20 protein-coding genes and 1 pseudogene are annotated in these 22,725 nt (G+C 60.3%); 4 read left to right on the forward strand and 17 right to left on the reverse strand.

Annotated elements, in window-relative coordinates; translation table 11 throughout:
- Positions 1 to 31 precede the first annotated feature (31 nt).
- The 7 genes and pseudogenes from PKE71_RS15205 to PKE71_RS15235 all read right to left on the reverse strand — a co-directional run.
- Positions 32 to 438, reverse strand: a pseudogene (locus PKE71_RS15205) (IS3 family transposase); the annotation flags it as partial.
- Between the two features lie 380 nt (positions 439 to 818).
- Positions 819 to 1,199 carry an adenine nucleotide alpha hydrolase family protein gene (locus tag PKE71_RS15210; RefSeq protein ID WP_271187851.1) on the reverse strand — a complete coding sequence of 127 codons (381 nt, stop codon included), beginning with the start codon at positions 1,197 to 1,199 and terminating at the stop codon, positions 819 to 821.
- 98 nt (positions 1,200 to 1,297) lie between these two features.
- Entirely contained in the window at positions 1,298 to 2,113 is an 816-nt protein-coding gene (locus tag PKE71_RS15215; protein WP_271187852.1) for a hypothetical protein, read from the reverse strand.
- Positions 2,106 to 3,785 carry a hypothetical protein gene (locus tag PKE71_RS15220; RefSeq protein WP_271187853.1) on the reverse strand — a complete coding sequence of 560 codons (1,680 nt, stop codon included), beginning with the start codon at positions 3,783 to 3,785 and terminating at the stop codon, positions 2,106 to 2,108. Before PKE71_RS15220 ends, PKE71_RS15215 begins: the two co-directional genes overlap by 8 nt.
- Complete coding sequence (gene mobF / locus PKE71_RS15225) at positions 3,782 to 6,736, reverse strand: MobF family relaxase (protein WP_271187854.1); 2,955 nt, start codon at positions 6,734 to 6,736, stop codon at positions 3,782 to 3,784. The genes PKE71_RS15220 and mobF overlap by 4 nt, the downstream gene beginning before the upstream one ends.
- Positions 6,737 to 6,740: 4 nt before the next feature.
- Positions 6,741 to 8,954 (reverse strand): type IV secretion system DNA-binding domain-containing protein, encoded by a 2,214-nt coding sequence (locus PKE71_RS15230; protein WP_271187855.1) that lies wholly within the window; start codon positions 8,952 to 8,954, stop codon positions 6,741 to 6,743.
- On the reverse strand, positions 8,951 to 9,337 hold the full coding sequence (locus tag PKE71_RS15235) for a hypothetical protein (RefSeq protein WP_271187856.1): 387 nt from the start codon (positions 9,335 to 9,337) through the stop codon (positions 8,951 to 8,953). The genes PKE71_RS15230 and PKE71_RS15235 overlap by 4 nt, the downstream gene beginning before the upstream one ends.
- A gap of 708 nt (positions 9,338 to 10,045) precedes the next feature.
- Here PKE71_RS15235 and PKE71_RS15240 point away from each other — a divergent pair.
- On the forward strand, positions 10,046 to 10,261 hold the full coding sequence (locus tag PKE71_RS15240) for a hypothetical protein (RefSeq protein ID WP_271187857.1): 216 nt from the start codon (positions 10,046 to 10,048) through the stop codon (positions 10,259 to 10,261).
- 446 nt (positions 10,262 to 10,707) lie between these two features.
- Here the strand turns inward: PKE71_RS15240 and PKE71_RS15245 are convergent, their stop codons facing one another.
- The 3 genes from PKE71_RS15245 to PKE71_RS15255 all read right to left on the reverse strand — a co-directional run bounded on the left by PKE71_RS15245 (position 10,708) and on the right by PKE71_RS15255 (position 16,547).
- A complete protein-coding gene (locus PKE71_RS15245; protein ID WP_271187858.1) occupies positions 10,708 to 11,607 on the reverse strand; it encodes a DUF2493 domain-containing protein in 900 nt (299 codons plus the stop codon).
- Between the two features lie 215 nt (positions 11,608 to 11,822).
- Positions 11,823 to 16,001, reverse strand: coding sequence for a strawberry notch-like NTP hydrolase domain-containing protein (locus PKE71_RS15250; protein WP_271187859.1), 4,179 nt, complete (start codon positions 15,999 to 16,001; stop codon positions 11,823 to 11,825).
- Between the two features lie 189 nt (positions 16,002 to 16,190).
- On the reverse strand, positions 16,191 to 16,547 hold the full coding sequence (locus tag PKE71_RS15255; protein WP_271187860.1) for a single-stranded DNA-binding protein: 357 nt from the start codon (positions 16,545 to 16,547) through the stop codon (positions 16,191 to 16,193).
- A gap of 445 nt (positions 16,548 to 16,992) precedes the next feature.
- Here PKE71_RS15255 and PKE71_RS15260 point away from each other — a divergent pair, with 445 nt between their 5' ends.
- The gene (locus PKE71_RS15260; protein ID WP_271187861.1) at positions 16,993 to 17,382 is read left to right on the forward strand and encodes a hypothetical protein; all 390 of its coding nucleotides are present in this window, start codon (positions 16,993 to 16,995) and stop codon (positions 17,380 to 17,382) included.
- Positions 17,383 to 17,456: 74 nt separating this feature from the next.
- The gene (locus PKE71_RS15265) at positions 17,457 to 17,987 is read left to right on the forward strand and encodes a hypothetical protein (protein WP_271187862.1); all 531 of its coding nucleotides are present in this window, start codon (positions 17,457 to 17,459) and stop codon (positions 17,985 to 17,987) included.
- 10 nt (positions 17,988 to 17,997) lie between these two features.
- On the opposite strand, the gene PKE71_RS15270 is transcribed toward PKE71_RS15265, so the two are convergent.
- From PKE71_RS15270 to PKE71_RS15290, 5 genes are all read right to left on the reverse strand, one after another.
- Entirely contained in the window at positions 17,998 to 18,702 is a 705-nt protein-coding gene (locus tag PKE71_RS15270) for an RES family NAD+ phosphorylase (RefSeq protein ID WP_271187863.1), read from the reverse strand.
- A complete protein-coding gene (locus PKE71_RS15275; RefSeq protein ID WP_271187864.1) occupies positions 18,699 to 19,112 on the reverse strand; it encodes an MbcA/ParS/Xre antitoxin family protein in 414 nt (137 codons plus the stop codon). Before PKE71_RS15275 ends, PKE71_RS15270 begins: the two co-directional genes overlap by 4 nt.
- A gap of 79 nt (positions 19,113 to 19,191) precedes the next feature.
- A complete protein-coding gene (locus PKE71_RS15280; RefSeq protein WP_271187865.1) occupies positions 19,192 to 19,536 on the reverse strand; it encodes a DUF3768 domain-containing protein in 345 nt (114 codons plus the stop codon).
- Complete coding sequence (locus PKE71_RS15285; RefSeq protein ID WP_271187866.1) at positions 19,533 to 19,940, reverse strand: DUF3085 domain-containing protein; 408 nt, start codon at positions 19,938 to 19,940, stop codon at positions 19,533 to 19,535. The genes PKE71_RS15280 and PKE71_RS15285 overlap by 4 nt, the downstream gene beginning before the upstream one ends.
- Before the next feature lie 117 nt (positions 19,941 to 20,057).
- On the reverse strand, positions 20,058 to 20,429 hold the full coding sequence (locus PKE71_RS15290) for a single-stranded DNA-binding protein (RefSeq protein ID WP_271187867.1): 372 nt from the start codon (positions 20,427 to 20,429) through the stop codon (positions 20,058 to 20,060).
- Positions 20,430 to 20,841: 412 nt separating this feature from the next.
- Here PKE71_RS15290 and PKE71_RS15295 point away from each other — a divergent pair, with 412 nt between their 5' ends.
- Positions 20,842 to 21,630, forward strand: coding sequence for a hypothetical protein (locus tag PKE71_RS15295; RefSeq protein ID WP_271187868.1), 789 nt, complete (start codon positions 20,842 to 20,844; stop codon positions 21,628 to 21,630).
- 143 nt (positions 21,631 to 21,773) lie between these two features.
- Here PKE71_RS15295 and PKE71_RS15300 read toward each other — a convergent pair whose 3' ends face one another.
- Together PKE71_RS15300 and PKE71_RS15305 are read right to left on the reverse strand one after the other, a co-directional pair.
- A complete protein-coding gene (locus PKE71_RS15300; RefSeq protein WP_271187869.1) occupies positions 21,774 to 22,199 on the reverse strand; it encodes a hypothetical protein in 426 nt (141 codons plus the stop codon).
- Positions 22,200 to 22,293: 94 nt separating this feature from the next.
- Complete coding sequence (locus tag PKE71_RS15305; protein WP_271187870.1) at positions 22,294 to 22,707, reverse strand: single-stranded DNA-binding protein; 414 nt, start codon at positions 22,705 to 22,707, stop codon at positions 22,294 to 22,296.
- Between the last annotated feature and the right edge of the window lie 18 nt (positions 22,708 to 22,725).

The raw sequence follows: 22,725 nt of genomic DNA on the forward strand, positions 1-22,725 counted from the left end.
TGTGCTTGACCCGACCCCTCCTCACCGAGGTCGAGCGTGTCCCGCTATCCTTGGGAAGCTGGCGCCGGCGAGGCCGAGCCCGCAGGGCCTGTTCCCGCATCAGTCGCTCGATACGATGCAGGCCGCGCGAGATGCCCTCTGCCAGCACGTCGCGCCAGACGCGGCGAGCGCCATAGGTCCGGGCTGACAACAAGAAGCTGACCCGGACGCGGGCACCGAGAGCTTCATCGCTCTTGGCTCGCGCTCTGGGCGGTCGGGTCAGCCAGGCATGGAAGCCACTTCGAGAGACACCGAGCGCCCCACACATCCAACTGACCGGCCATATCCCCCGGTGCTTCGCGATGAACCCGAACATTACAGCGGGTCCCTGGCGAAGTAGGCCGCGGCTTTTTTTAGAATGTCCCGCTCGGCCTTCAGCCGTGCGACCTCCCGCTTGAGCAATAAGAGACTCTCGTGCGTTCTCAAACCGAGTGCGGTTGGCTGGGCGTGCTACCTCTCTCCCGCGAAAATTTTTCAGGTCACGCCATATCGTTCGACGCGATAGGTCAAATTTCTCAGTACCGACCAAGAGTAGCTCTTCCTTAGAGCCATGCTGAGCCTCAGCCAGATCCGACAAAAACCTGATGTAATCTGCGTTCTGAAGTCTCGTTTTCACCATGGCGGCGCCCTCACTGCGTACATCGGCAGAATGGCGTTAGACAAATCCGCCACCAAAGCGGTGCGTCCACAATGTTTACATAGCTTTACAGCTAATTGGCGTATTCGAATTCTCACGCATTCTGGCACAATTGGGCAAATCCGCCAGTTTTAAATGGATTTTATACGTGGTAGCACGGGTTCGCCTTTAGGAATCGTCGGATTTCACGCTCGATCGGCCCGCGCTTGAGATCACTGGTGCATTGGCGCTGGCCCGCGCTGGGCCATTTGCCGCGTCGCCGGACCATGTCGAAAAAAGTCTTGCGCTCATTTCGGCAAACGATGAGAGGCAGTCCGTCGATTGTCTCGCGGATATGTTGGCCGTTACCCGGCCACTCGACCTCGCCCAAATCGGCATGGATAACGAGGAGCTGGCGACGAGGAACTAATTTGGCCAGGCAGATCGCCATGGCCTGACTGTCTTTACCCGCGCTGTGATTGACGACGAACAATGCGCCGGCATCGATTTCGCGATGGATGAGGCTGGGAATGTCGCTGAGCATCTTTTCCTCCTGAAACACTCAGGAGGAACGCCCCTCACTCTTCTTCACGTGGCAGCATCAGCCAGCCGAGATGCGGGGCCCCACGCGATAAAGGGTTTCTACGGCTTCCTGATCGGCGCCAGACTGGTGAAGTTCGCGATCGCTGGCCGACGCTCGGGTTCGCTGTCTGTCGATGGAGCGCTGTTTGGCGGGCTGTCAGGGCCGGCCGGATGTTCGGAATGCACCGGCGGCTCGGGATGGCTTGGCGGCTCTTCCGCCGGCCTCTCAATTGGAACCGGCATTTGCTTCTGCGTCGACATGGCGGCCGGTCGTTTTCGTTTTTTGCCGGTATCGACAAGTCCAATCCGCATCGATGCCAGCGCCTCTTTGACATTCGCTAGAGTGATTTTGTCGAGCACGACGTAGGGAAGGCGCAGCGCTTCGAAAGCCCCCATGGGGATCTCGTTGTTGTGCGAAGCATTCAGCAACGCGGCAACCGGGACACCCGTCTTAGCGTCGAGGATCGCCAACGCAGCACGGTGGCTGCGCAGACGGGTTTCCATGGCAACACCGCGCTGATCGCCTTCAAAGCGCTTGTCTACGCTAAGGAAATCCGACAGGCGGGGCGCGACGAGATAGATGTAGGCCTTGTGATCCAGAAGGCCAGCGACATGGCGGGCCAAAGGTTGAACGTCATTTGTCCAATAAGCACCGGTGTTGAGGGTCCAATGCCCGCGCTCAAGCGGTCTGGCCCGCTGATCTGGGGCCGGCGAACTGGCATTGGGAAGGGTACCGATATGGTCGGCAGCCGGAGCGTGTTTCCTAAAAACACTCTGCCAGAGGAGATTTGCAAGCATGGCCACACCGATTCCAGCCAAGATTAGCAAAACAAGGTCGCGAACCGGCTCAAAAAGCGTGAGGAGACCGCTATCCACGAGACATCTCCGTCAGTAGTTCGACACGTGCATCAAGGTCCGCAGCGTCGCCAGGATGAACGTGTTCAGCATGCCGGAAGAACGTCTGCGTGTCTTCCGTCACCAGAGTGACATCCGAAAGCCGGCCGCGTTCGACCATTCGCGCTGCAGTGTAGGCGGCTCCCGGTGTGAAGGATCCCAGCGCCGTACAGTCATGAATCCGCGCGGCAACTATTGACGCCGGCGACGCTGGGCAAACACGCGAGGAAGCGTATTCAAGCCGGACGTCTTTGAAGGCATTGTCGTTGTCCGAGACCTGCAGGTGCCCTTCCCCAGCAATTGAAAAGGCGATGCTGGATTTCGAGACGAGCGCAACGCGTCCTCGGCTTCGTCCGCGGCCCGGCAAGGTGAGCGAGATGGGCTCGCCCTCGCGCAACCTCAGCCTGGTCGATCGGTGTAGAGTCAGCCTTACGCCGCGGTCGTGAAGGTCGGTAAGGTTGAGGCGCCGATATCGGTTGTTCTCGTTCTTGGCGATCGCCAGGTTTTCGAGCGGGCGGATGTTCATGACCGAGAAGCGGGAATTTGCAACTAGATCGGTTGAGCCTGGATCATCCACACGCAAGGTATCTCCGTCACGAATGCCGGCGCCGGTCCGGACGGAGTAGATGTCAGGATGAACGGGCTCAAGGCTGTCGAGCTCGATGAAGTTCGGTTGATGGGCTGGATCATACGCCAGAGACCAGCACGCCAGGTTCAGATCCCGGATCATCTGGGAGTCGTGTGCGACTAGTGATGCTTCGGATTTGGACATGAAATATCGAGCTGCGGCCAGCGACACATTGTCGTGTCGTGCTTCCACGAAGCGGTCACGCACCGGTTCTATGGCTGCCGCCAGAGAGACCGGACGATCGATGAGACTGAACCTTGCCGGTGCACTGTAATCGCTCGCCACGCCGGCGCGGACGGCAGCATGGACAGACATGAGATCTAGCGCATCGGTGCGGTGGGGCTCTACTATCACAATGACCTTGCCCGCACCGAGCTCGCGGCTGGCGGCCGCGATGAGATAGGCATCGCGTGCCGTGCGCAGGGCCGTATCCGAGACTATGACGATGCTGCTGGGAGTATATCCGACGCCGGCGGGCGTTACGGATTTCTTCGCATGTCCGGCCAGTCCCGCGTAAGCGTTGGTCGACACCATGCGAGGCGTGTTGATGGGAAACCGGGCGATGTCGGCCGGGTCGTTTCCATGGACGTGATTGGCAATATCTACATGATCGGCGAGACCCAGGCGGCCCAGGACGTCGCCGGCGCCCTCGCCTGATCGTGCAGCAACAATTGTGAAGCGCTGAGCCTGCGCGAGCGGGTGCGAGCGGTCCCGGTCTATCTCGCGGCTTTCGGACCAGGTCACGCGCGGATTTGTGTGTTGGGGATCCGCCATGAGTTGCGCGGCGTCAGCCATCGAGACAATCGCTCGGTCCGTAACGTAGTATCCTGGGTGATTGACGGGCTCGAGGAGGAAGCGTTGCTCGACAAGTGTATCGATGCCGCGCTGGATGTCTCCGGCCGGCCGCGCCAGCTGCAGATCATCATGGGCCGTTTTCGCAAGCGCATGCTCTGAAATAAGCGTACGCCGGCTGGACAGCCGATCGGCAGATCGAAAGAGCGCCGCCAGAACGGCAATATCGGTCATCGCATGCGATCCGGCTCCCGCTGGATGGGGTCGCGGGTCGGTGACTTGTCTTCTGGAGTGGATCGCGAGCCCCCAGAATCGCGATCCATTTCGGCCGAACGCCGTTCGTATTGTGCATCCGAACGGCCCTTTGGCGCAATCGCCTTGCCTGCAATGGTGTCTTTGAAGTTCTCACTAACGGCGTGGAGCGTGGCGGCGTCGGGTTTTGACCATGCCCCTTTAAGCCGCGAGATCAGGCCGTCTTTGTCGTTCGTGATGATCTGCAGACGTTCCCACGGATCTTCTCCGCGAGCGCCCACCCGCGAAAGAAGGACATAGAGCGATTGGTGAGTGCCGGATTTTCGATCCTCCGCGCCAACACCACCGATCACGGTCGCATTCGTCTTACCCTGAGCCGCATAGGAGGTGGCAGCATAGGCGTAGTCTATGTGGCGCAGCTGTGGGTCGGACTTGGCAAGTCGAAGCTCCTTATTGTCGCCGGTCTGGATGACGACGTGGTCCGCCTCAACGGATTTGATCTGGAAACCGGTGCCTGCATGGAAACCACGTTCCTTGTCAGTGCGGGTCCAACGCATGCGATCCTTCTCTCGGATCTCGATGCGATCGGGGCGATAGACCCGAAAATGCGCGTGTTGATGCTTATGACCTGGAAACTTGTAGGTGACCGTGGAGCCGTCGTCCTTCTTCAGCTTGGCCGTCTTGCCGCTTTTATCGACTGATACGATCGAAGCAGCGTCATTCTTTTCCACTCCAATGCCCCGCAGGTTCCGGGTGAAGATCACTCTGTCGCCGGCGGCCATGCCCATGCCCGAGTTGATGCGGGCATCTGTCAGATGCACGGTTTGCAGCTGCTCGGCGTCAAACGCCTTGTCTCCAAGCCGCTCGGCGTGCGGGAGGGATTTATCATGAATGAGTGCGTCGCGAATGAGCTCCACCGCCTTGGCCCTTCGTGCATTGTTCGAGAGGACCACCAGGGCGTCTTGTCGTTTTGCGCTTGGCAGCGCCCGCCATGACTTGAATACGGCCTCCTCGATGGTGTCCTCGCGCACTTGTTTCAATGCTGGTCCAAGCACATCGAGAGCTCGGCCGACAAAGCCCTGCGAAGCCAGCCGAGCCGCTGTTTTGTGCACCGGAACGGTTTGCCGCGCGATCGACGTCATTCTCACGTCCGCGCGAGCCATTTTGAGCACCAGTGGCAGGGGCGCACCGGCCTCGATCGCACCATGCTGTTTGGGATCGCCCAGAAGGACAACACGGCCGTAGCCGGCGGCCTCCGCGATCCGGGTCAGTTTGTCCATGTCCTTGTTGGCGATCTGGCCGGCTTCATCGACGGCCAGGATCCGATCGGACCGATTGACGGGCTGAGCTCCGTCCTTGAGCAAGTGCTGATGTGCGTGGACGAAGCTCGATACTGTTCGCGCGTCCAGGCCGGAGGCTTTCAGGTCGGTGACTTGCTCGTTGAGCGGTGCCAAAACTTCAAGCTTCAACGTATCGGTGTGCGATTCCAGCGCGGCCGCGACGGCTCGCAGGGTATACGTCTTGCCGGCGCCGGCGACGCCTTCGACCGCCTTGTAGCGATCGGATCCGTTGAGAGCGGCATCGAACAGTCGTCGTTGATCGCGGGTAAGCCCTCGGCTTTTGGCGATGGCGTCAGTCTGCATCCCGTCGCTACCGCGCCAGACCGGGTCTGCGTTCGAGATCCGAGTTATGAGAGCCTTTTCCAGATCGAGCGCAGAGCGTGTAGTCAAGTGACCAGGCTCACTGTTTTCGGCAAGTACCAGGGCGCCTTTCCGTCGATGCTCGTCGATGAGTTTGATGACGTCCGCAGGATGCGCATATTCGGCTTGCGGCGTTTGGAGCGCGGCCGACACCAGGTCGGCTTCGTGAAAGACGGCAGATTGTGTTGTCATGTCCCGCAGGGCGGTGTGAACGGCCTGCCTGGCGGCACTCTCTCGCCGCGAACCGACAATCGTCTGACGCGATGGTGTCTGCAATGCGTCAGTTATCGCCGGCGACGAGGAGGGCAACGAGCTGAAGGCCTTCGCAATGTGGGCCTGAGCGCGCGACAAAAACGCGCCGGTTCGGCTGACAGTGGCGTCAAGGCCGCGAAGATGCTCTGCAGCCTCCTTGCGCCAGGCATCCGTTTTCGCCGAACCTTTAAGGGAAAAATCTTTCGTGCCCCGAGTCATCAGCGCCACACGTTCGCGCACAGCCCGGGTCGTCGTCTGGACTGTATCTTTGAGGGCTTCGACAATGGTGGCGCGTCGCTTAGAGAATCGGTCACTCAGGTCCTGACTGACGCCAGTCAGCTGGAAATTGCCGTTCGCATCGATGCCGGAAACTGCATACCCAAGTTCCTTCGCCTGATGGCGCAGAACCGACGAGTAGATCCGGCCTGCCGTCTCCTTAACCCCATAGATCGATCGACTGTCGAGCGCGTGCCACGATTTCGTAGAGGCGCTCCAGGTTCGGTTCATGATGTACATGTGATCGTGCAGAGCTGGATCGCCAGCCCTGGACGTATCATGCGTGAACCGGCCGACGACAAGATTGCCAGTTCGCTCCCGCCTCACTTCCTTACCTTCGCGGATCCGCGTAGCGGCGTGACGTTCTACATAGGCCATGGCCGACTGACTGGCATATCGGTGAGCTTCGATCAGCCGTTGGTCGCGGCCGACCAGGGCGGCGACAGAAACTGACTTTGGTGCGGAGAATGTGAAATCCCAACCGGGAACACGATTCTCCTTCGCTGCAGCCGCTGAGCCGTCGGGAAGGCGTCCGTCGCGGGCTTCGTTGAATTTGTCCGCATCAATCGCTCCGGCCAGGTGGGCGCGACGCGCGCCCTCACCCAGCCACTGGCTATCAGCGGGATTGTCGCCGGCAGAGTAGTAGTTGTCGGCGGCGTAGTATTCGGCGGTATTGCCGCCGGCATCCTTGCTGGCTGATAGCATGGTGTCACCGATCTTCGATCTCTAGCCCTGGCGCATCGAAGCCGGACAGCGTGTTGTCGAATTGAGTGAAAGAACCGGCTGCCGTTTCGTCCTGCTCTAACCCGTCAGCTTCAGGATCGGCAGTGAAGTCAGGATGGTCTGTCGATTGACCAGCACCGATCTCTTCATAGCCGGGCGCTTCTTCCCGGGCCGGTCCGTCCAGACCGCCGTCGTCGCTCGACGGATCGTCCGGGAGGTCATCTTCAGGCACACCGGTTGCATCGTCTTCTAGGGCTGCAAACAGTCCGAGCTCGGCCGAGGCTCGCTGGGCAAAGGCGCTGTCAACGGGCGTATCGCTCAGCGGTCCGGATGGGGACTGAAAGGCGCTCGTAGATGGGCTAGACGGTTTGTCGGGTGGCGTCTCGGCGCCGCTCATGGCGTGCCAATCGATGTCATCGAAATCATTGTCACGCTCGATGAAACCGGGCGTACGGCCTTCCAGCTTCCGATAGGCGAAAGTGACCTCTCCGGTCGGATAAGTGGCGGCCGGGACCAGGTATCCTGTGAGGTCGGGGAGCCGTTGTAGCTGTTCGGGCAGGACGAGATGATCGAACTTGTCTTGCAGCGTGTAGTTCACGCCGTCGCGAACGTCACTCGCACCAAAGCCGATGCCGCGCTGGGCGCGCTGGATCTCGGCTCGGCCGATGTACCTGGCGGCAGTTTCAGCCGTGTCCGGGTCAGCCAGATTGAGGATCAGTTTGGTTCGACACAGACCAGTAATGGTGTGCGCAACATCGCGGCCATAGATGGACTGCAGCTGTGAGAGCGTTTGAATGCCCAGGACGTAGGCGGCGCCGAATTGGCGGCCTTCTGCGAGTCCCTTTTCCAATGATGGAAGTTTGTTCAGTGACGGGAGCTCGTCGGCAAAGATCCAGATTGTTCGATCCGGATCTCGCTCCTGTGACATGATCGCATTGAGCGCCATCTCAAGCCAGACGGTAATTAGACCGCGCAGCGATTGGTGCTTGTCGGACCTCGATGTCAAAAACAGGCATGACCTATCGTCGTGATTTTTGACCCAGTCATAGATGGAAAAAGGATCGCGATCCGGAGCGGCCTGCTCCATCGATTGGAGGGCCGCCAGTCCAGTAACCAGCGTGGCGCGCACGGATTGGGCAGTCTTGGGGCTGTCGGGCGAAACGGAGGCAGACGCAATGGTCCCCTGCAGGAAGGCTGCCAATTGCTTGAGAGGCGCACGGAGCAAAATATACAAGAGATCGTCGGTCGAGCGCCGGCCCATTCGATGGAGTTTGGCCGCTGCGACTGCAAAGACGACGCGAGCGCTATCGACCCAGAACGGGTCAGCCGAGCCCGCTGGATCGGGCATCATGGCGGTGGCCATTTGCAGGAAGTCCTCGTAGGTCCGCGCGTCTGAAAATGGGGTCCAGCGCGCGCACCGTGAGTCGAGCGGATTGAGGATACGATCACCTGCGTCTTCATCGTAAAACACGGGCAGGAAGGAGCGCATTTTATCGTAGAAAATAGCGCGATCGCCGCGGCGCCGGACCTCTTCGATCAGCGTTGCCATCGCCTGGGTTTTGCCAGACCCGGTCGTTCCGGCGAGCAGAGTGTGAGAGGTTTCCATGCGAAACGGGTACTCGATCCCGACCAGCGAATACGGACGATAGGTCTTCAGCTTCCGCTTGCGCTTCATGACACGATTGTCGGCGTGAATGCGCAGCGCGAGCTCCTTGCCCGGTATCACCTGTGCGCCACGCAGATGCTGATCCGAACCGAGCTTGCGGCCGTGCGACGTGAACCACCAGAACATGAAAAGAAGGGCCAGGATGCCCGACAACCCGGCGATGGTCAGGCACCGCAGAAGGACACGCTGAAAGGTGTCGGAGTGGTAGACAACATACTCGTTGTTGACGACGTCACGCGCTTCGAAATGATGGATTTCATTGTCGCGATCGATGACGTTCATCTCGCGATCGCCGCGGCCAGTGCTGGTGTAGTATCGCGCCATCATGCGCGAGCCGAACAAGCGGGCGTCCGACGACTCGGTGATGGAAAACGTGATCAACACGGCGATGGTTGTGGTGAGAAATATGCACACCATGAACAGCCGCGATATGAGCTGCCAGTACATGCGCGCATTGTGAAAGAATATCTGGCCGCCACGCAGAAATGTGGACTGAACGGAGTTCGTTCCGATAGCGGTGTCGTGCCGTTTCATTCTGCCGCCCTCGCCTCTAGAGGACGGTCGAGCTGCATCATTTCGATGAAAGTTTTTGCGAGCGGAAAACCGGATTCTGCGCCAGCTTCTGCGATTGAGCAGATATGATCGCGTTCGCCCTCGGTCATGACGCGCGACACTAAGATGAGCGAGATAAACAAGCTGATCGATTGATTGTGGCTTAGGGCATCCAGTTCTTCTGAACTGCCACTTGTCAGGGACAGCGGACGCTGTTCGAAAAGCATCGACAGCGCGCTATCAATCAAATCCGTTCGAGACCGGTACTCACCGGCTGCGACGCGTTGGCGGATGGACTCGAGATGGTCGTTGGAAACCCTGACGCGGATATGGGTCCGGTCCGCATCGTCTGAATTTTGGGTCATTGCATACCCCTCTAAGGAGCGGCATGCAGGACTCGGCACCTCCGAATTATGCTGATGAGTGCCATTGGGCGCAAGACCAGACGACAAGAGCGCTGATATTGTGCCGGAACAGTCGGGAACACGATTGGTACAGAGTGGAACACGGCGGAACACCGAGGAACACCGCTAACGCACTGTTTTACAGCCATCTTTTCTAGAATGGCGGAATAGTGTACCGGTATGTACCTCATTCGTGCTAGGACCAAAGCGGGCATTTCTCGAGTAAAAACAATATCTTCCGCGGCGGGGGCCGCAGCGGGCACAGAGTGCATCTTGTGTGATGCAAAAACCGCTGATGCGGTTTGACGGGAAGTGGGGAGCAAAGCTCTCCCCCGATATCCTGGGACACAACGTTGTCCCAGGCCTGAATTGGATCGAACACGCCAGATGGTTGTCGTTGGTCAGGAAAACAGGTCAGCGCTCTGGCCATCAGCCAGAGCGCTAGTCAACGTCCAAGCGTAAGCGATGGACGGGCTCCGCCGGCCCGACCCTCACCGCAGGTGAAAGGGGGGCAGCAACGTGTCAACGTGCATGGGAACCGGCACGCAGGAACTGCGTCGCCGGGCGGAAATACCGTCGGAAAAAAGAGGGCAAAAAGGTTGGCCCGAGATCGGGCGCTTAGTCTTGCTCCAACCGTGCCGAGCGAGGCCGTCCCTTAAGGGGGATTTCGTGGGATCGGAAGTGCGTTTCAATGAAAACGCCAACATCAGTATCGCTGGATTTGAGCGACCGGCGAAGACGGACGTAGACGGCATCGCGAATGAGCGGGTCGCTTATAAAACTGTCGATGGCGTTGAAGCCGAAACAGGCCAAAGGAACGTCGGCGTTCTCACGGATTTCGTTCGCAACGACACGATCAATCTCGACGAAAATGACATCGGATGAGTTTCCGTGATGCCAGTAGCGCGCGGGTGGATCTTGAAGGTACTCGGCAAGCAGCGCGGTATAGAACCTGCGTTTGGCGACGCGGCCGAAAGCGTCAGCCAGAGAAACTTCCAGCGCCTGGAAGACGGGTCCGAGCCCTTTAGGCGCTCGGATACGTGTCGTGTTCCCAGATCTCGGCACTGTGCCCCCGCAAGTCGAATCCAATCATCTCTCCTAGGGCTGGCGGGACATCTATTCAAGAAATCTGTGATCGTGGTCGCAGCACGGGCACAGCCCGACAGCAAACCACCGGCTTCGCGGAGCCGTAAGGCGTAGCGAAGCCGGTGAGCGGTCCACAGGCAGTATCAAAGGGTGTCGGACCGGTAGGTCCATCCGCAATGCCGACAAAAAGAAAGGCCGGGCACTTGGCCCGGCCGAGGAGGATGCAGGAATGACAAGAGCGCCTGTTAGACGCTCTGGAGATAGCGGCGGGTGCTGATGCCAGCCTCGTTCGCTTTCTGAAGGAGATTGCTGGCGACGCCATGGCGATCTTCGGGATGTATGAAGACCAGGACACCCTTCGGACGGAGTTCATTGACGATCTTGTCATTGCGCATGAAGGCTGCTCGGCTCTTTCCGTGCGTTTTGAAATCAGGTGCGCATTTCACCATGTCGACCTTGCGCATCGTCGCCCAGTTGACGGCGATCTTGTCGATCCCCTGGCTATGACCACCGTGTACGAGAACCATGTCGGGATGTTTTTCCAGGCAGCTGTCGAAGATCTTGTAGGCTCGATTGACGTCGTTGAAGTTTACCGTTCCGGCGACTGCGATGAGGAACCCCTGGGGCGCCTTCCGGACGGCATCGGCTTTCTCCTTGGCATCGAGGTAGTCGCGCGCATCCAGCATGGCGCTGGTGGTTGCGCCGCGAGATTTCTTCGAACCGGACTGCGGGGTCCAGGGATTTCCGGTCATCATCTGGTGCGCTGATGCCATGGTGTCGCGCATGATTTCGAGCGCTTCGATGACTTCGTCGGCGGACTGAACTGAGGCTTGTAGCTCCTCCAGCTTGTTGGACTGGATTTCGGACCCGTCCTGGCACGTGGTCAGCTGTTTGAGCTCTTGGGCCTGTTCGTCGCGTGTGCGTTCGTGGAACCCGATCAGAGAGTGCAGCTGGGATGTCCAGCGGGTGGATACTTGTTCGAGGACTTTCTCCAGGCCCGTGTTGAGCATCAGGTCGCCGAGTTCGTTGGCGATGGCAGAGAAGGTCTGTTCGAGTGCGTCTGCCTCCGGAAGGTCGTCATTCGTGAATTGGGTGGTTGAAAAGCCGTCGGTGTTGAATTCGTGATTTTCCATCTTGTCCTCCATCTGCGCGTTCCCATTTGCGCGATGGAAATTTTTTAGGTGGGGCGATTGAGGGGGTTGGTCACCGAGCGAAGCGAGGGGAACCCCGAACGGGGTTGACCGGCCCCCGCGCCCCGCCAATTTCCATTCTTCGCGCTTTGGGATACGCGCCGGCGGACAAGGTGACGGATAAAGCGCAACGCCGACGACAGGCGATTCAATGAAACCCTCCGAGGGTATCAGACCTGGAAGCTCAGACCCGGACAGGCGTCCTGAAGCCCGGCAATGAACTTTGCTGCTTCTGACCACGGGACCAGGAGTTTCGGCGAATAGTTGTGGATCACCACGTCCCCGCCAAGATCGGTATAGAGTTTCGCGGACGCGCGATCGAACCTGTGGATCTGAAGATGCGGACGGTTCATGTGCAGGGTTCGTGTCATGTACGTCCCATCGGAGACCTGGATGCCAATCAGTCCCGCCGCGGCAATGGCCGACACGATCACATCCACCGACGCCTTCGTTCGGATCTCGACCAGTTGATGTGCCTGGGCCGGCTGGAGCAGTCTTCCGATAATCGTGGCGCCATCCTGCTGCTGAATTCGGCGCACTTTGACGCCTGACGAGGAGAGGGATCGCCACAGGTGCAGACAGGCTCCATGGAGCACGTAGACGAGCTGGACACTCGGCGCTTCAGGCTCTGCCTCTGCGGCCTTCCATAGCGCTTTGAACTTTTCGGCGTCGTCACACGGTCGATACTGCCCGGGACGATCCAGGACGGCCAGGCTACGATGATAGGTGCTGGTCGGAGTGATGCAGGTGACCAAGGTATACGGTGAGCCGTCAACGCTTGCTGCCAGACGCGGGCGGGTCGCCAGAACGGGCTTGCCGGTGGCCGTGTGGACATACCGACCGGCAATTTCGTCGTCCCGCACATTCAGCGCATCATAGGCTGTCGTGTTGGCAAAAGTTGTCGCCTCGTAGACCGAGACGAACGCAGGCAGGAACCCTTCTTCATCGGCGGGCAATTCGTGCCGCTCCTTGAGCACGATCTTGTCGGCCTTCAGCGTGTGGATTTCGCGATCCAGATCGCCGTGTTCGGCTGCGGCATCATAGGCCGCTTCCAGGAGAGAGAAAAATTCCTCGAAGATGGAATTCTGCAATGCTACCGGCAGCGCCAGCAGCCGGTTGAGCCAGCGTGTGATCTTGCAGCGATCGGCGAGTAGCTGCCCGTCATCGGAGACGACGGCCAGGCCGGTGCGGGACTGGAAGTCGTCGAGCGAGATGCCGGCTTTGCCGGCGGCGAGCATGTAGCACCAGGAGTGGTATGCTTGCTGGGCAATTTCGCCCTCCAGGTTATCCAGCGGTGAGAAGAGCTGTTCACCGGCCGACCGGCGGTCGGCCTTGGTGAAGGCGCCGAGCGTTTCGAGGCGTTGGGAAATTGTTGACACGAACCGCTTCTGGCCAGCCAGGTCGGTACACAGGACCCGGAAGCGCGGCGCGCTGGCTTGATGGGTCCTGTGGGACCGTCCAAGGCCTTGGACGGCTTTGTCGGCCCGCCATCCGGCTTCAGCGAGATAGTGGACACGCCGTCTCTGGTTCTTGTGGTCGAGACTGGCGTGATAGGATCGGCCGGTTCCGCCGGCCGTGGAGAAAACGAGTGTGTCGGTCGCTCCGGACATGAAGCGGGAGGCTTCGAACATATTGGCGTTCGAACCGCGTACATCGATGTGTCGCCGGCCGTTCTCGTAGAGAAGGCGGCGGGTGCGGCCGGTACATTCAGACAGGCGATCGGGTCCGAAATGCGCCATAAGCTGATCGAGCACACCAAGGCATTCGGGCATGAGATGCAGCCGTTCAAGCAAGGCCGCTTTGGCGGCCGCGGCTTGAGGGCATTGCACAGTATTGCCGTCGGTGTCCCGCATGGGACGGGCGCCGGTGACCTCGCCTGTATCGTCGGTTATCGGCTCGAAGCGTGCTGTGGGGAAGGCGCGCTCGAGATAGTCGATCACGTACTCGCGCGGCGTGAAGTCCAGATCGTCCGGACTCGCGCCTTCTGAGGCGCGTAACCGGCGATCGAGGACGGCCTGGTTCGTCGATGTGAGCTGCACAATGGGCGCCTCCCCGCGCGCGATATCGTCCTCCATAGAGGCGATGAGCGATGGGGCCTGGATGGCTTGAAGCAGATGGGAGAAGAAGCGCAGCTTCGTTGATTCAAAGGCGGACAGCGCGGCCGCCTTCGCGGTCCGCGCGACAGTCTTGCCGTCTCGACTGATCCCGGTGGTCTCCAGGGCAGACTGCAGATTGGTATGGATGACCGTCCAGACGTCAGACCATGTGTTCCACAAGGCTTCATCGTCGCTGGTGAAGGCATGAAGCTGTGGGGCATATTCGATGCCGGCGAGCGATAGCGAGCGGGCCATGAATAGCCCCCTACCCTTCAATTCCCGCACGAGGAGTTCGAGGGCGGCCGGCCCGCCCGAGGCGAGATTGGAGAGGCAGTCTGCCCGGGAGGTGAATGGGGTGTCGGGCCCGCCCCACAATCCCAGACGGGTGGCATAGGCGATGTTGCGGACGTGAGAGGCACCCGTTGCGGAGGCGTAGACGATGCGCGCATCCGGCAATGCGTTCTGCAGGGCGAGGCCGACGCGACCGGTCTGGGATGAGGAAATCTTTCCGATATCACCTTCGTCGTCGACCGCGGCACCCATGGCATGAGCTTCGTCGAAGGTGATGACACCGTCGAAGTCGGGGCCGAGTAGCTCTAGGACCTGGTCGAGCCGCGCGCGCGTCTGTGCAGTTTGCGCCCGCCGCAGAGTGGCGTAGGTCACGAAGAAGATGCCGTCGCGGCCGGAAATATCGACGTTGGCGCTGATGGCCTTGAGATCGACAATGTCTGAGGCGCGGCCACCCAGGGCCACCCAGTCGCGCCGGGCGTCTTCGATCAGAGCGGCGCTTTCGGTGACCCACAGATGACAGGTGCGGCCCTGGCACAAATTGTCCATGATGATACCGGCAATCGTTCGGCCTTTGCCGACGCCGGTGGCATCGCCCAGGAAGAAGCCATAGCGGTAGCGTGAGCCGTCTTGGGATGCGATGAAATCGTGCCCGGCCTCCGTCTCTGCGTATCGGCCCGGAATGTGTCGATTGTGCGCTTGTCCGGCGTAGACGACAGCTTCGAGCTGGGCCGTTGAGAGGATGCCATTGGTTACCAGGCGGGTTGGAAGAACGGGATGGTGAGTTGGCGGCGGCAAGGGGACCGATGCCATCGACACGGATTCCACCAGTTCCGATGAATGGGGCCGACTGTTCGCGATCGTGAGACGCGACGGTTGATAGGCTGCATAGATCTCCGATTGACCGGCTGGACGAACGTCCGGGTGCTGTTGAACATCAAATGCGACCGGCGTACCCGGCAGGGGCGGGCGAAGCCCCGACCCGAACCGGGTGCGCGGTGCTGCAGGCACTGGCCGCTGGGCTGATGCTGCAACAGTAGGCATCGTCCGAGCTTGGGGAGTTCGACTGTCGTCGACGGAGGCTAGTGGCCTTGTGTCGAGCGCAGCGAGGACACAGGCGCGAAGATCTGCAACAGAGTCGATGGTGTCGCTGATCCGGTCAGCGACGCTCACGGCGCGCTGTATCCTCGCGATGACAGTTTCTGTTGAAACGCCGGCATGGGCAAACAGGCGCGCATTGAGCACGTAGTGTAGGTCGATGCGGCCTTCCGGCCCGACAACCCGCTGGATAAGGGCGGGGTCGCGGAAGCGGGCCGGAAGGACCGCGACGAGCGCACCGCCGGGTCGCAGGGAGGAAAAAGCGGCGCGCAAGTGGGGTTCGGCGTGTTTGAACGGCGGGTTCATCGCGCAGCGATCGAACCGCTGGTCGGCATGGTCGGTGAGCGCATCGATGACGCTCGCATCGCGAGCGGAAATCGTGGCATGCGGGAACAGCTTGCGAAGGAGTTGGGCGGCTTCTGTGTTCAGCTCGTTCAGCCAGAGATTGGAGGAAAAGGCGCTGAGCGGCCCGGCCAGGCCGCCAATCCCGGCGGATGGCTCGAGCACGGAGTGCTCGGCCGAGATCTGGAGCAGCAATGCCGATGCGGCCGCGACGATCGGTGGTGTTGAGAAGAGTTCGCGGGCCTGGCTGGTCTGGGTCCGGATGGTTTGTGTTGGCGCCCAGGTCTGGATCCGGCCGGCCAGGTCGAAGAAGGCGTTTGGCCCCAGACGCGCAGCGTCGGGGCCGACGTTGCCGAATTGCATCGCGCCGGCCGCCTCGATGGCATCGTAGGCGGAGCGCCAGTTCCAGGCAGAGCCGAGCTCGGCGTCCATAATGTTGGCAATTGATTTGCGCGAAAGCGAGCCAGAGTCGGCATTTTCATTGAATCTGTGGGCTGCAGCGCAGAGCGCGAGGGCGTTGGGCATCTTTTCCTCCGGTTTATCCGGAGAAAAGGCCCCTGCCCTTTCCTTTCGTCCTGCCGTGGCGGTCGGCCGGCGGGGCGCCCAGTGAAAAGCCTCGCGTGGCGGGATCGCCAGCGAGGCTCTCGTGAAAACGGTTCGTCGGGAGTGAAGCCCGGCGCCAGGGGTCGCGCCGGGCCCCGAGGGGCGAGGCCGTTAGGCCTCGTTACCCGACTGACCGCCTCCCATCAGCTCGATCGAAGCACCGAAGCCGCCGAGGATGAAGGTGGTGATCTCCTGGCGATTGTCGCCCTCGCCGATGACGCGGCGCTCCATGGACCCTTCCACGAGGAGTTTCTTACCCTTGGTGCCGAACTTCTGCATCAGTTCGACCAGGTTCGAGTTGTAGACCCAGATGGTGAACCAGTCGGTCTTGTTGTCCTGGTCTTTCGGGGTCGGACGGTTCACGGCAAGCGAGAGACGGGCGTATGTCTGTTCGGCATTGTTTCGGGTGGTGCGGGTGAGGATCTGGGCGTCTTCGCCAAGATGGCCGGTGAGGGTGAAACGGTTCATGTCATGCTCTCCATCGAGTTTGTGTTCGCGCGACCTATTTGCGCGATGGAAACATGTTGAGCGGGCGATAGAGGCGGTTGGTCACCGAGCATAGCGAGGGCGAACCCCGCAGGGGTTGACCCTCCGCCGCGCCCGATAGATTTCCATCGTGAGCGCAAAAGGACGCACGGGCACAGGTATCGGTGGTGTACGAGCATTGTCGGCTGTGTTGATTGACCCGGACCCGTTCGAAGTTTTTATCCTCTCCCCTGCCCGTCATACGCGACCAGTTCGCGCGACTTCGCAGCTTGAAGAGCTGACGACCTGGCCAGGACATCAGATCCGGAACAGCACATTTCTGAGTGACCGGCATGATGCACTCTTTCGGCCCTAAGCAAACGATTGCAGCCGAAAGTGGTGTGGGGCAGGCTCGAATTGTCGGTCGGCACCAAAAGGGGGATGAGGCATGACAACAAGGAAGGCACGGCGCGCTCTGGTGGGGCTGATGGCGCTGGGTACGATGACAGCAGCTGGTGGGTGTGACGCCGGCACATATGAAACGGATGTGATGACGCCTGCCATGATCATCCAGACGAATACAGAGACGGGCGAGATCCGCGCCTGTGCGGTGGTTCGGTTGATCAACGATGCAGCGAGTTCGGTACGAGTGCGCGCGCGGGCGATGGAAGCCGACAGGTTCGACGAAGGCGTTTTGACAGATGAGGAGCTCGGCCGGCGAGAGCGGGCAATTCTGGAGCGTGAGGAGTCGGATACACTAGCATCGCCAGAACGGATCCCAGAAGCGAGTACCAGCAACGAGCACCTTGTTGAGTGCACACATTGGACGGCGCGGTAGATAGGCTGCTGGATGTCGCGACAGCGACAGTTTTTGTCGCTCGGATGCGGATAATGCCTGCAGGGAGAGCACCGATGCAGGATCAGATACTATTCATTGAGATGGTGCCGACGCCGATCTGGGGTGTCAGCCTACGGCGTCATTTGCCGAGATCCGCGTGGAACCGGCTGCGCCAGGCTGTCCTGGAGGATTGTGAATACCGCTGTGAGGTGTGCGGCGCCGACATTTCCGGGAAGCGGCAGGCGGTAGCCGATGAGGTGTGGAACTATCACACCGATCGCTCGCCGGCAGTGGCTGAGCTCTACGACATTCAGGGTGTGTGTATGCGGTGCGACCGCATCAAACACCTGGGCCTGACATCAGCTCTGATCGGACAGGGCCATATGGCGGCCGACTATATGGACGAGCTGAGAGCCCATTTCTGTAAGGTCAATGGCGCCAGCGAGGAAGAGTTCGAGTATCAACGGGGGATGGAGTTTGCGGTTCAGGCACAGCTGTCACAGCATGACTGGACGGTAGACTGGGGCGAATATGAAGAGCTTGTCCCTGAAGCGGTGCTGGGACAGGTCTTCTCGCAGGACCGCAAGCCGACATATCCAGCATAGGCCGGCCATATCAGGCGACCCGATAGACGGTCCTGCCGTCGCGTACCCAGTCAACGCGCTCGCCGTTCCAGTGATATTCGAAATGGGCGGCCGGTGTCGGGACCTTGACCAGGTCCGGGTAGAAGAAGGCTGCGCATTCGCCGCCGGGATGTCGCACGCTGGGATAGACGATCCCTTGGCCGTCATTGGCGCGAAGCGTGTCGGCAGCTGCCTGGCTGGCAGTGTAGTCCGTGGGATGCAGGAGTGGATCCCACGCCGGGTCTCCGGAGCGAATATCATGCAGCCGGGTGTCGATGGTAAATGTGAGCTCGCGGAACTGTTCGATGCTGGGCGGCTCATCCGTCCGGCGCATGAAGTTCTCAAAATGATGGATGGTCTCGGCCAGGGCCGTTTCGAAGGCCTGGGCGATATAGAGCACGCCGAAACCCTTCGGAGAAAACCGGGTCGCGCGGTCCGGAGACACATGGGTGAAGGGCGCCATGAGATAGCTGGTGCCGGGGCCGCCCACGCGGCGGTCTACCGGTACCAGGTCCAGAGCGCCGATGGCCTGGGCGATGCGTGGATTGGTCTTCTGCTCCAGACTGATGACGCCCGGCCAATCGGCCGGGTCGGCGATGTCCTCGAACAGATCGATCGGGGGATGAATGGTTCGGATGAGGCGAACGGCTCGCGACCAGCGGACACGCGAGACCGGGGCGGCGGTGATGTCTGTCACCAGCCGCCGCGCTCGGCATCCAGGTAGTTGCGCACACGCATGAGATCGGTGAGATAACCGTTCATCATCACGTCGAGAGCGGACTTGCCGTCGAACGCCTTGTTCGGCTGCTTGATCCAGTCGTATCCGCGCGAGGGCTCACGAAAGAGGATCCGCAGGGCCTTGTGGATTCCGAGCAGTGTACCCAGTCGCATTCCAAGATCGCGCGAGATCTGGCCCGGGCCGGACTTGCGCCAGCGGCGATAGGTCGTGGCGGACATATCGAGTAGGTTGGCGGCCTGGGCTTCAGACAGGCCCCATTGGACGAAGAGGTTCGACACAGCCCGGAAGCCGGCCGCGGCTTCTTCGGGCGTGATCGGATCGCCGGTGTGATCCCGGCGGGCGGTATCGATTTCGGTCAGCATGTGCATGGTCGGCTCCATATGGCGCAATTATAGTAATAGCGCGCCAAATGGCAACACCCGGTTAAGGGGTGCTGCCACGGGGTGATCAGTATTCGCTCGCATACATGAGGGTGAGCACTCGGCGTGTGATCGATTGATCGGAAGGATCCTCGCTGGCGTATTCCATGGTCGGATCGTAATAGTCGATTTTCCAATAGAAACTGTCGCCGGCGAACTTGAACGCCCCGAACGAATGGTCGCGATCGACATCCGTGTCGGGCGTGAAGTTTTCATAACCACGGACTATGGCCAGCAAGCTGGCCTGCAGGTCCGGGCAGGCGGCGATCGACGCGGTCACCATGATGCGGCCGCCGACGAAGTATTTGCGGAAATTGTCGTTGAGCATGCGGGTGACCATCAGCTCGTTGGAAATGTGATCAAACGCGTTCATGACGCCCTCCGCGATCGCCGGCCGACGAGGCGGACATTGAATGACCGCTTGGTGACATCGATGCGGACCTCACGCACGCTGGCATCGAGATCTTTGAAGACGTCGATCGGCAGGAATTCGGCGGTGTCGTCACCGCCGATGATGCGAACCTTGGTGTCGTACCAGTCCGGATCGCCATCGGGATGACAGCCATTGGCGAAGGCCACAGGTGCCCGCTGGCCGGCGGGCGTGTCAGGCCGCACCTGCCAGCCCATCAGGTAGACGCCCTGGTCGGCTACGAGCATCAGGCCCGGCCCGACCTCCTCGCCCCAGAATGGCTTGTGTTCCTTGGCGGCATTGACGGCTGAGACCTCGGCGCGGAGCGCATCGAGGGTCTCGCCGGACCAGATGAGTGTGCCGGTCATTTGAAACTCCTGGCAAAAAAAGAACGCGAGGTGGGAACCCCGCGTTCGAGTGAGATGGAGGGAAGAAGGTGGCGGCCGGGAGCTGGGGGAAGGTCCCGACCGCCTGGCAAGGGGACGCTAGGCGTCACCCTCGGGGAGGTCGTCTGCGCCGCTCGAGGCATTGCGCGGACGAGCCATCAGGTAGATCTGGCTGCGATAGCCGGAGAGGACGAATTGGAGCTTCTCGCGCTTCTCGCCGTTCTCTTCGGTCTTCTGGACCTGCAGTTGACCGTCCAGGCCGATCTGTTGGCCCTTCTGGACATGCTCCTGGACGATTTTAACGAGACCGGGATTGTAGACCCAGGCAGTGATCCAGTGCGTCTGCTGATTTTCGCCGGCGCCGAGATTGCACGCGATCGAGAGGCGGGCGTAGTCGTGACCGCCGCGCGTTTGGGCGATAACGGGATCCTGGCCGACACGACCGGTGATGCTCACATTGTTCATATCCATGATGATGCTCCCTGCATTCAAGATTGATGGCTGGAACGTCCTGCCTGGCTCTGAACCCGTCTTTCGGGCGAAGCCCGCTTTCCTCCGGACATTCCACTGAATGTCCCCCCTCCTTTCCCTTGATGCTCCACGGTTGGCCTGTGCTGCCCTATCCAGGGGTCTGATGGACGATTGTGCAGGTCGGCTTCTGCTTGGGACCGGTGGGTTTGAGCTGATCGACCGATGTTCGAGCTGGTCTTCCCGACTGTACTATTCGCCACGCAGGCGCTGCGTCCTTCGCGCGCCCCGGCCCGCAGACCGTCAGGTCGAGGACACGGCGCGTAGGCGAAGCCGAGCCCCCCTCCCCTTGTCTTGAGCGGCAAAGCCGCTGAGGTTGCATGATCGAGACAGTTTTGACGGGAGACCCGCGTTCATGAGCGATCGACTGGACCGGCTGGAACAGCGCATTGAAGAGACACATGCCATTGCTGTGGCGGCGCAGACGGCCATGGACGCACTTTGCCTGGAACTGATCTCCGACGACCTGATCGACGGTCTTCAGTTAGCTAACGTGCTAACGCGACTGGGCGGGCGATACGAAAAGAAGTCCCCTGGCGTTCAGGAACGGCTGATGGCGACGGTCGAGCGGCTTAGAACGTTCGAGCAAACGCAGACCACAATGGACCCGGACGGCCAGCGCAATGATGCAAGCAGAGCGCTGGAGACGATCTCGTCGGTATCGCTCCTGCACACTTCAGTGCTCATGCGATATACCCGTGAGCAGAAGCACGATGTGTCTGTACACACCTCGTCCATGATCGTGATCGGCTATGCCGGCGCGGCGTGCGCTCTGCTCACGGCAATGCTGAAAGACGACGCTGTGTCACGCGAGGTCATGGCTGTTGCGGTCAACGACCTGGCGGGACTGACGTCGATGAAGTCATTGGGCGATGGGTTCGGCCGAACGATGGAGGACGCGTTGGACGCGGCGGAACGCGTTTTCGCGCCGGCCTTCGAAGACCTGGACCGTGATGTCGATGACGCATGGATCCGGCCGCACTGCGAGAGGTTTCTGACTGAGAACCCGTTTGTGACACTCGATCCGGGTGACGAAGGCAATGCCAGAACCCGCGCCTGGCTGGCAGACGGCATCATGTCCCGCTTCATGATCGGTTTTCTGAGCGAGGTTGCTCGTATCGCGCCGGATTTCTTCAAGCGCTAAATGAGAGAAGGCCCGTTGCTGGTGGCAACGGGCCTTTCGGGTGGTTCTGTCACGTGCCGGCTGTTGGGGCGGCCGGCTCACCCTTAAGGTGAGCCTGATTCCTTACTCATCGGTGAACAGGCTCCAATGAGCCGGCACCGGATCTAATGCAGATCGCGGCACTCCTTGATAAGGCCAAGAACGTCCTGGATTTTCACGGTCAGCGAGGCATATCGTCCATTTGTCCCCCCGCAGACGTAGAAGTCGGTCCGGCCGGCATCAAGGAATTGCTCAAGCCCGCTGCGCAGGCCTCTGATTTCCCAGCTTTCGTAACCGGTAATTCCGTTCGTACAGACCAGACACATAGCGGCCGGATCGAACGGGGACGGCTCGACAACGAAGCCGACGCGGCGGATGCGCTCATACGAGAAGGCGCCATTGGAATAGTGGAAACGTTCAACGCCGTCGACATAGACAGTGTTGGCGTCACGGTGAGCTTGCTGGGCTTCAAGAGCCTCAAGGCGGGCCAGCTGCTGCGGGGACATGTCAGCGCGCAGCTCGGCATTCAGGCGTGCGAAATTAAAGGCCATGCTTGCCTCCTGGTGAGAGTACGGATGTGAATGATGGGGGGGTATGGCTCGGCGGACCGCTAGGTTGCGGTCCGCTGCTCGGAAACACTACATCTCAGAGTGGGATATCGTCGTCCGGATCGTTGTATTGCTGCTCCGGGTCGGACTGAGCCTTAGAGCCAGCCGCTGCCGTCGGGCTGTTCAGCAGCTGAATGTCGCCTTTGTGGGCGCCGATACGAAGACGCAGCTCGTCCCGCTGTTCCTGGCCACTGCCGGTACGGTGTTGAGCGAGCTCGCACTGCATGCAGACCTTCGTACCCTTGCGGCCGTGTTCACGCATCAACTTGACCAGGTGATCATTGAAGACGGCGACGGTCATGAAGTCGGTACGCTTGTAGTCGCCGGCGCCGGTATTGTTGCCGACGCGGACCATGGCGTAGTCCTGGGACCTGCCGTTGCGATCATTGCGTTGCATGATCTTGGCATCTTCGCAGAGATTGCCAGTGATGATGACGAGATTGGTGTCCATGATGCTCTCCAAGGTGTT

This window comes from Maricaulis virginensis (assembly GCF_027922185.1).
Classification (GTDB): domain Bacteria; phylum Pseudomonadota; class Alphaproteobacteria; order Caulobacterales; family Maricaulaceae; genus Maricaulis; species Maricaulis virginensis.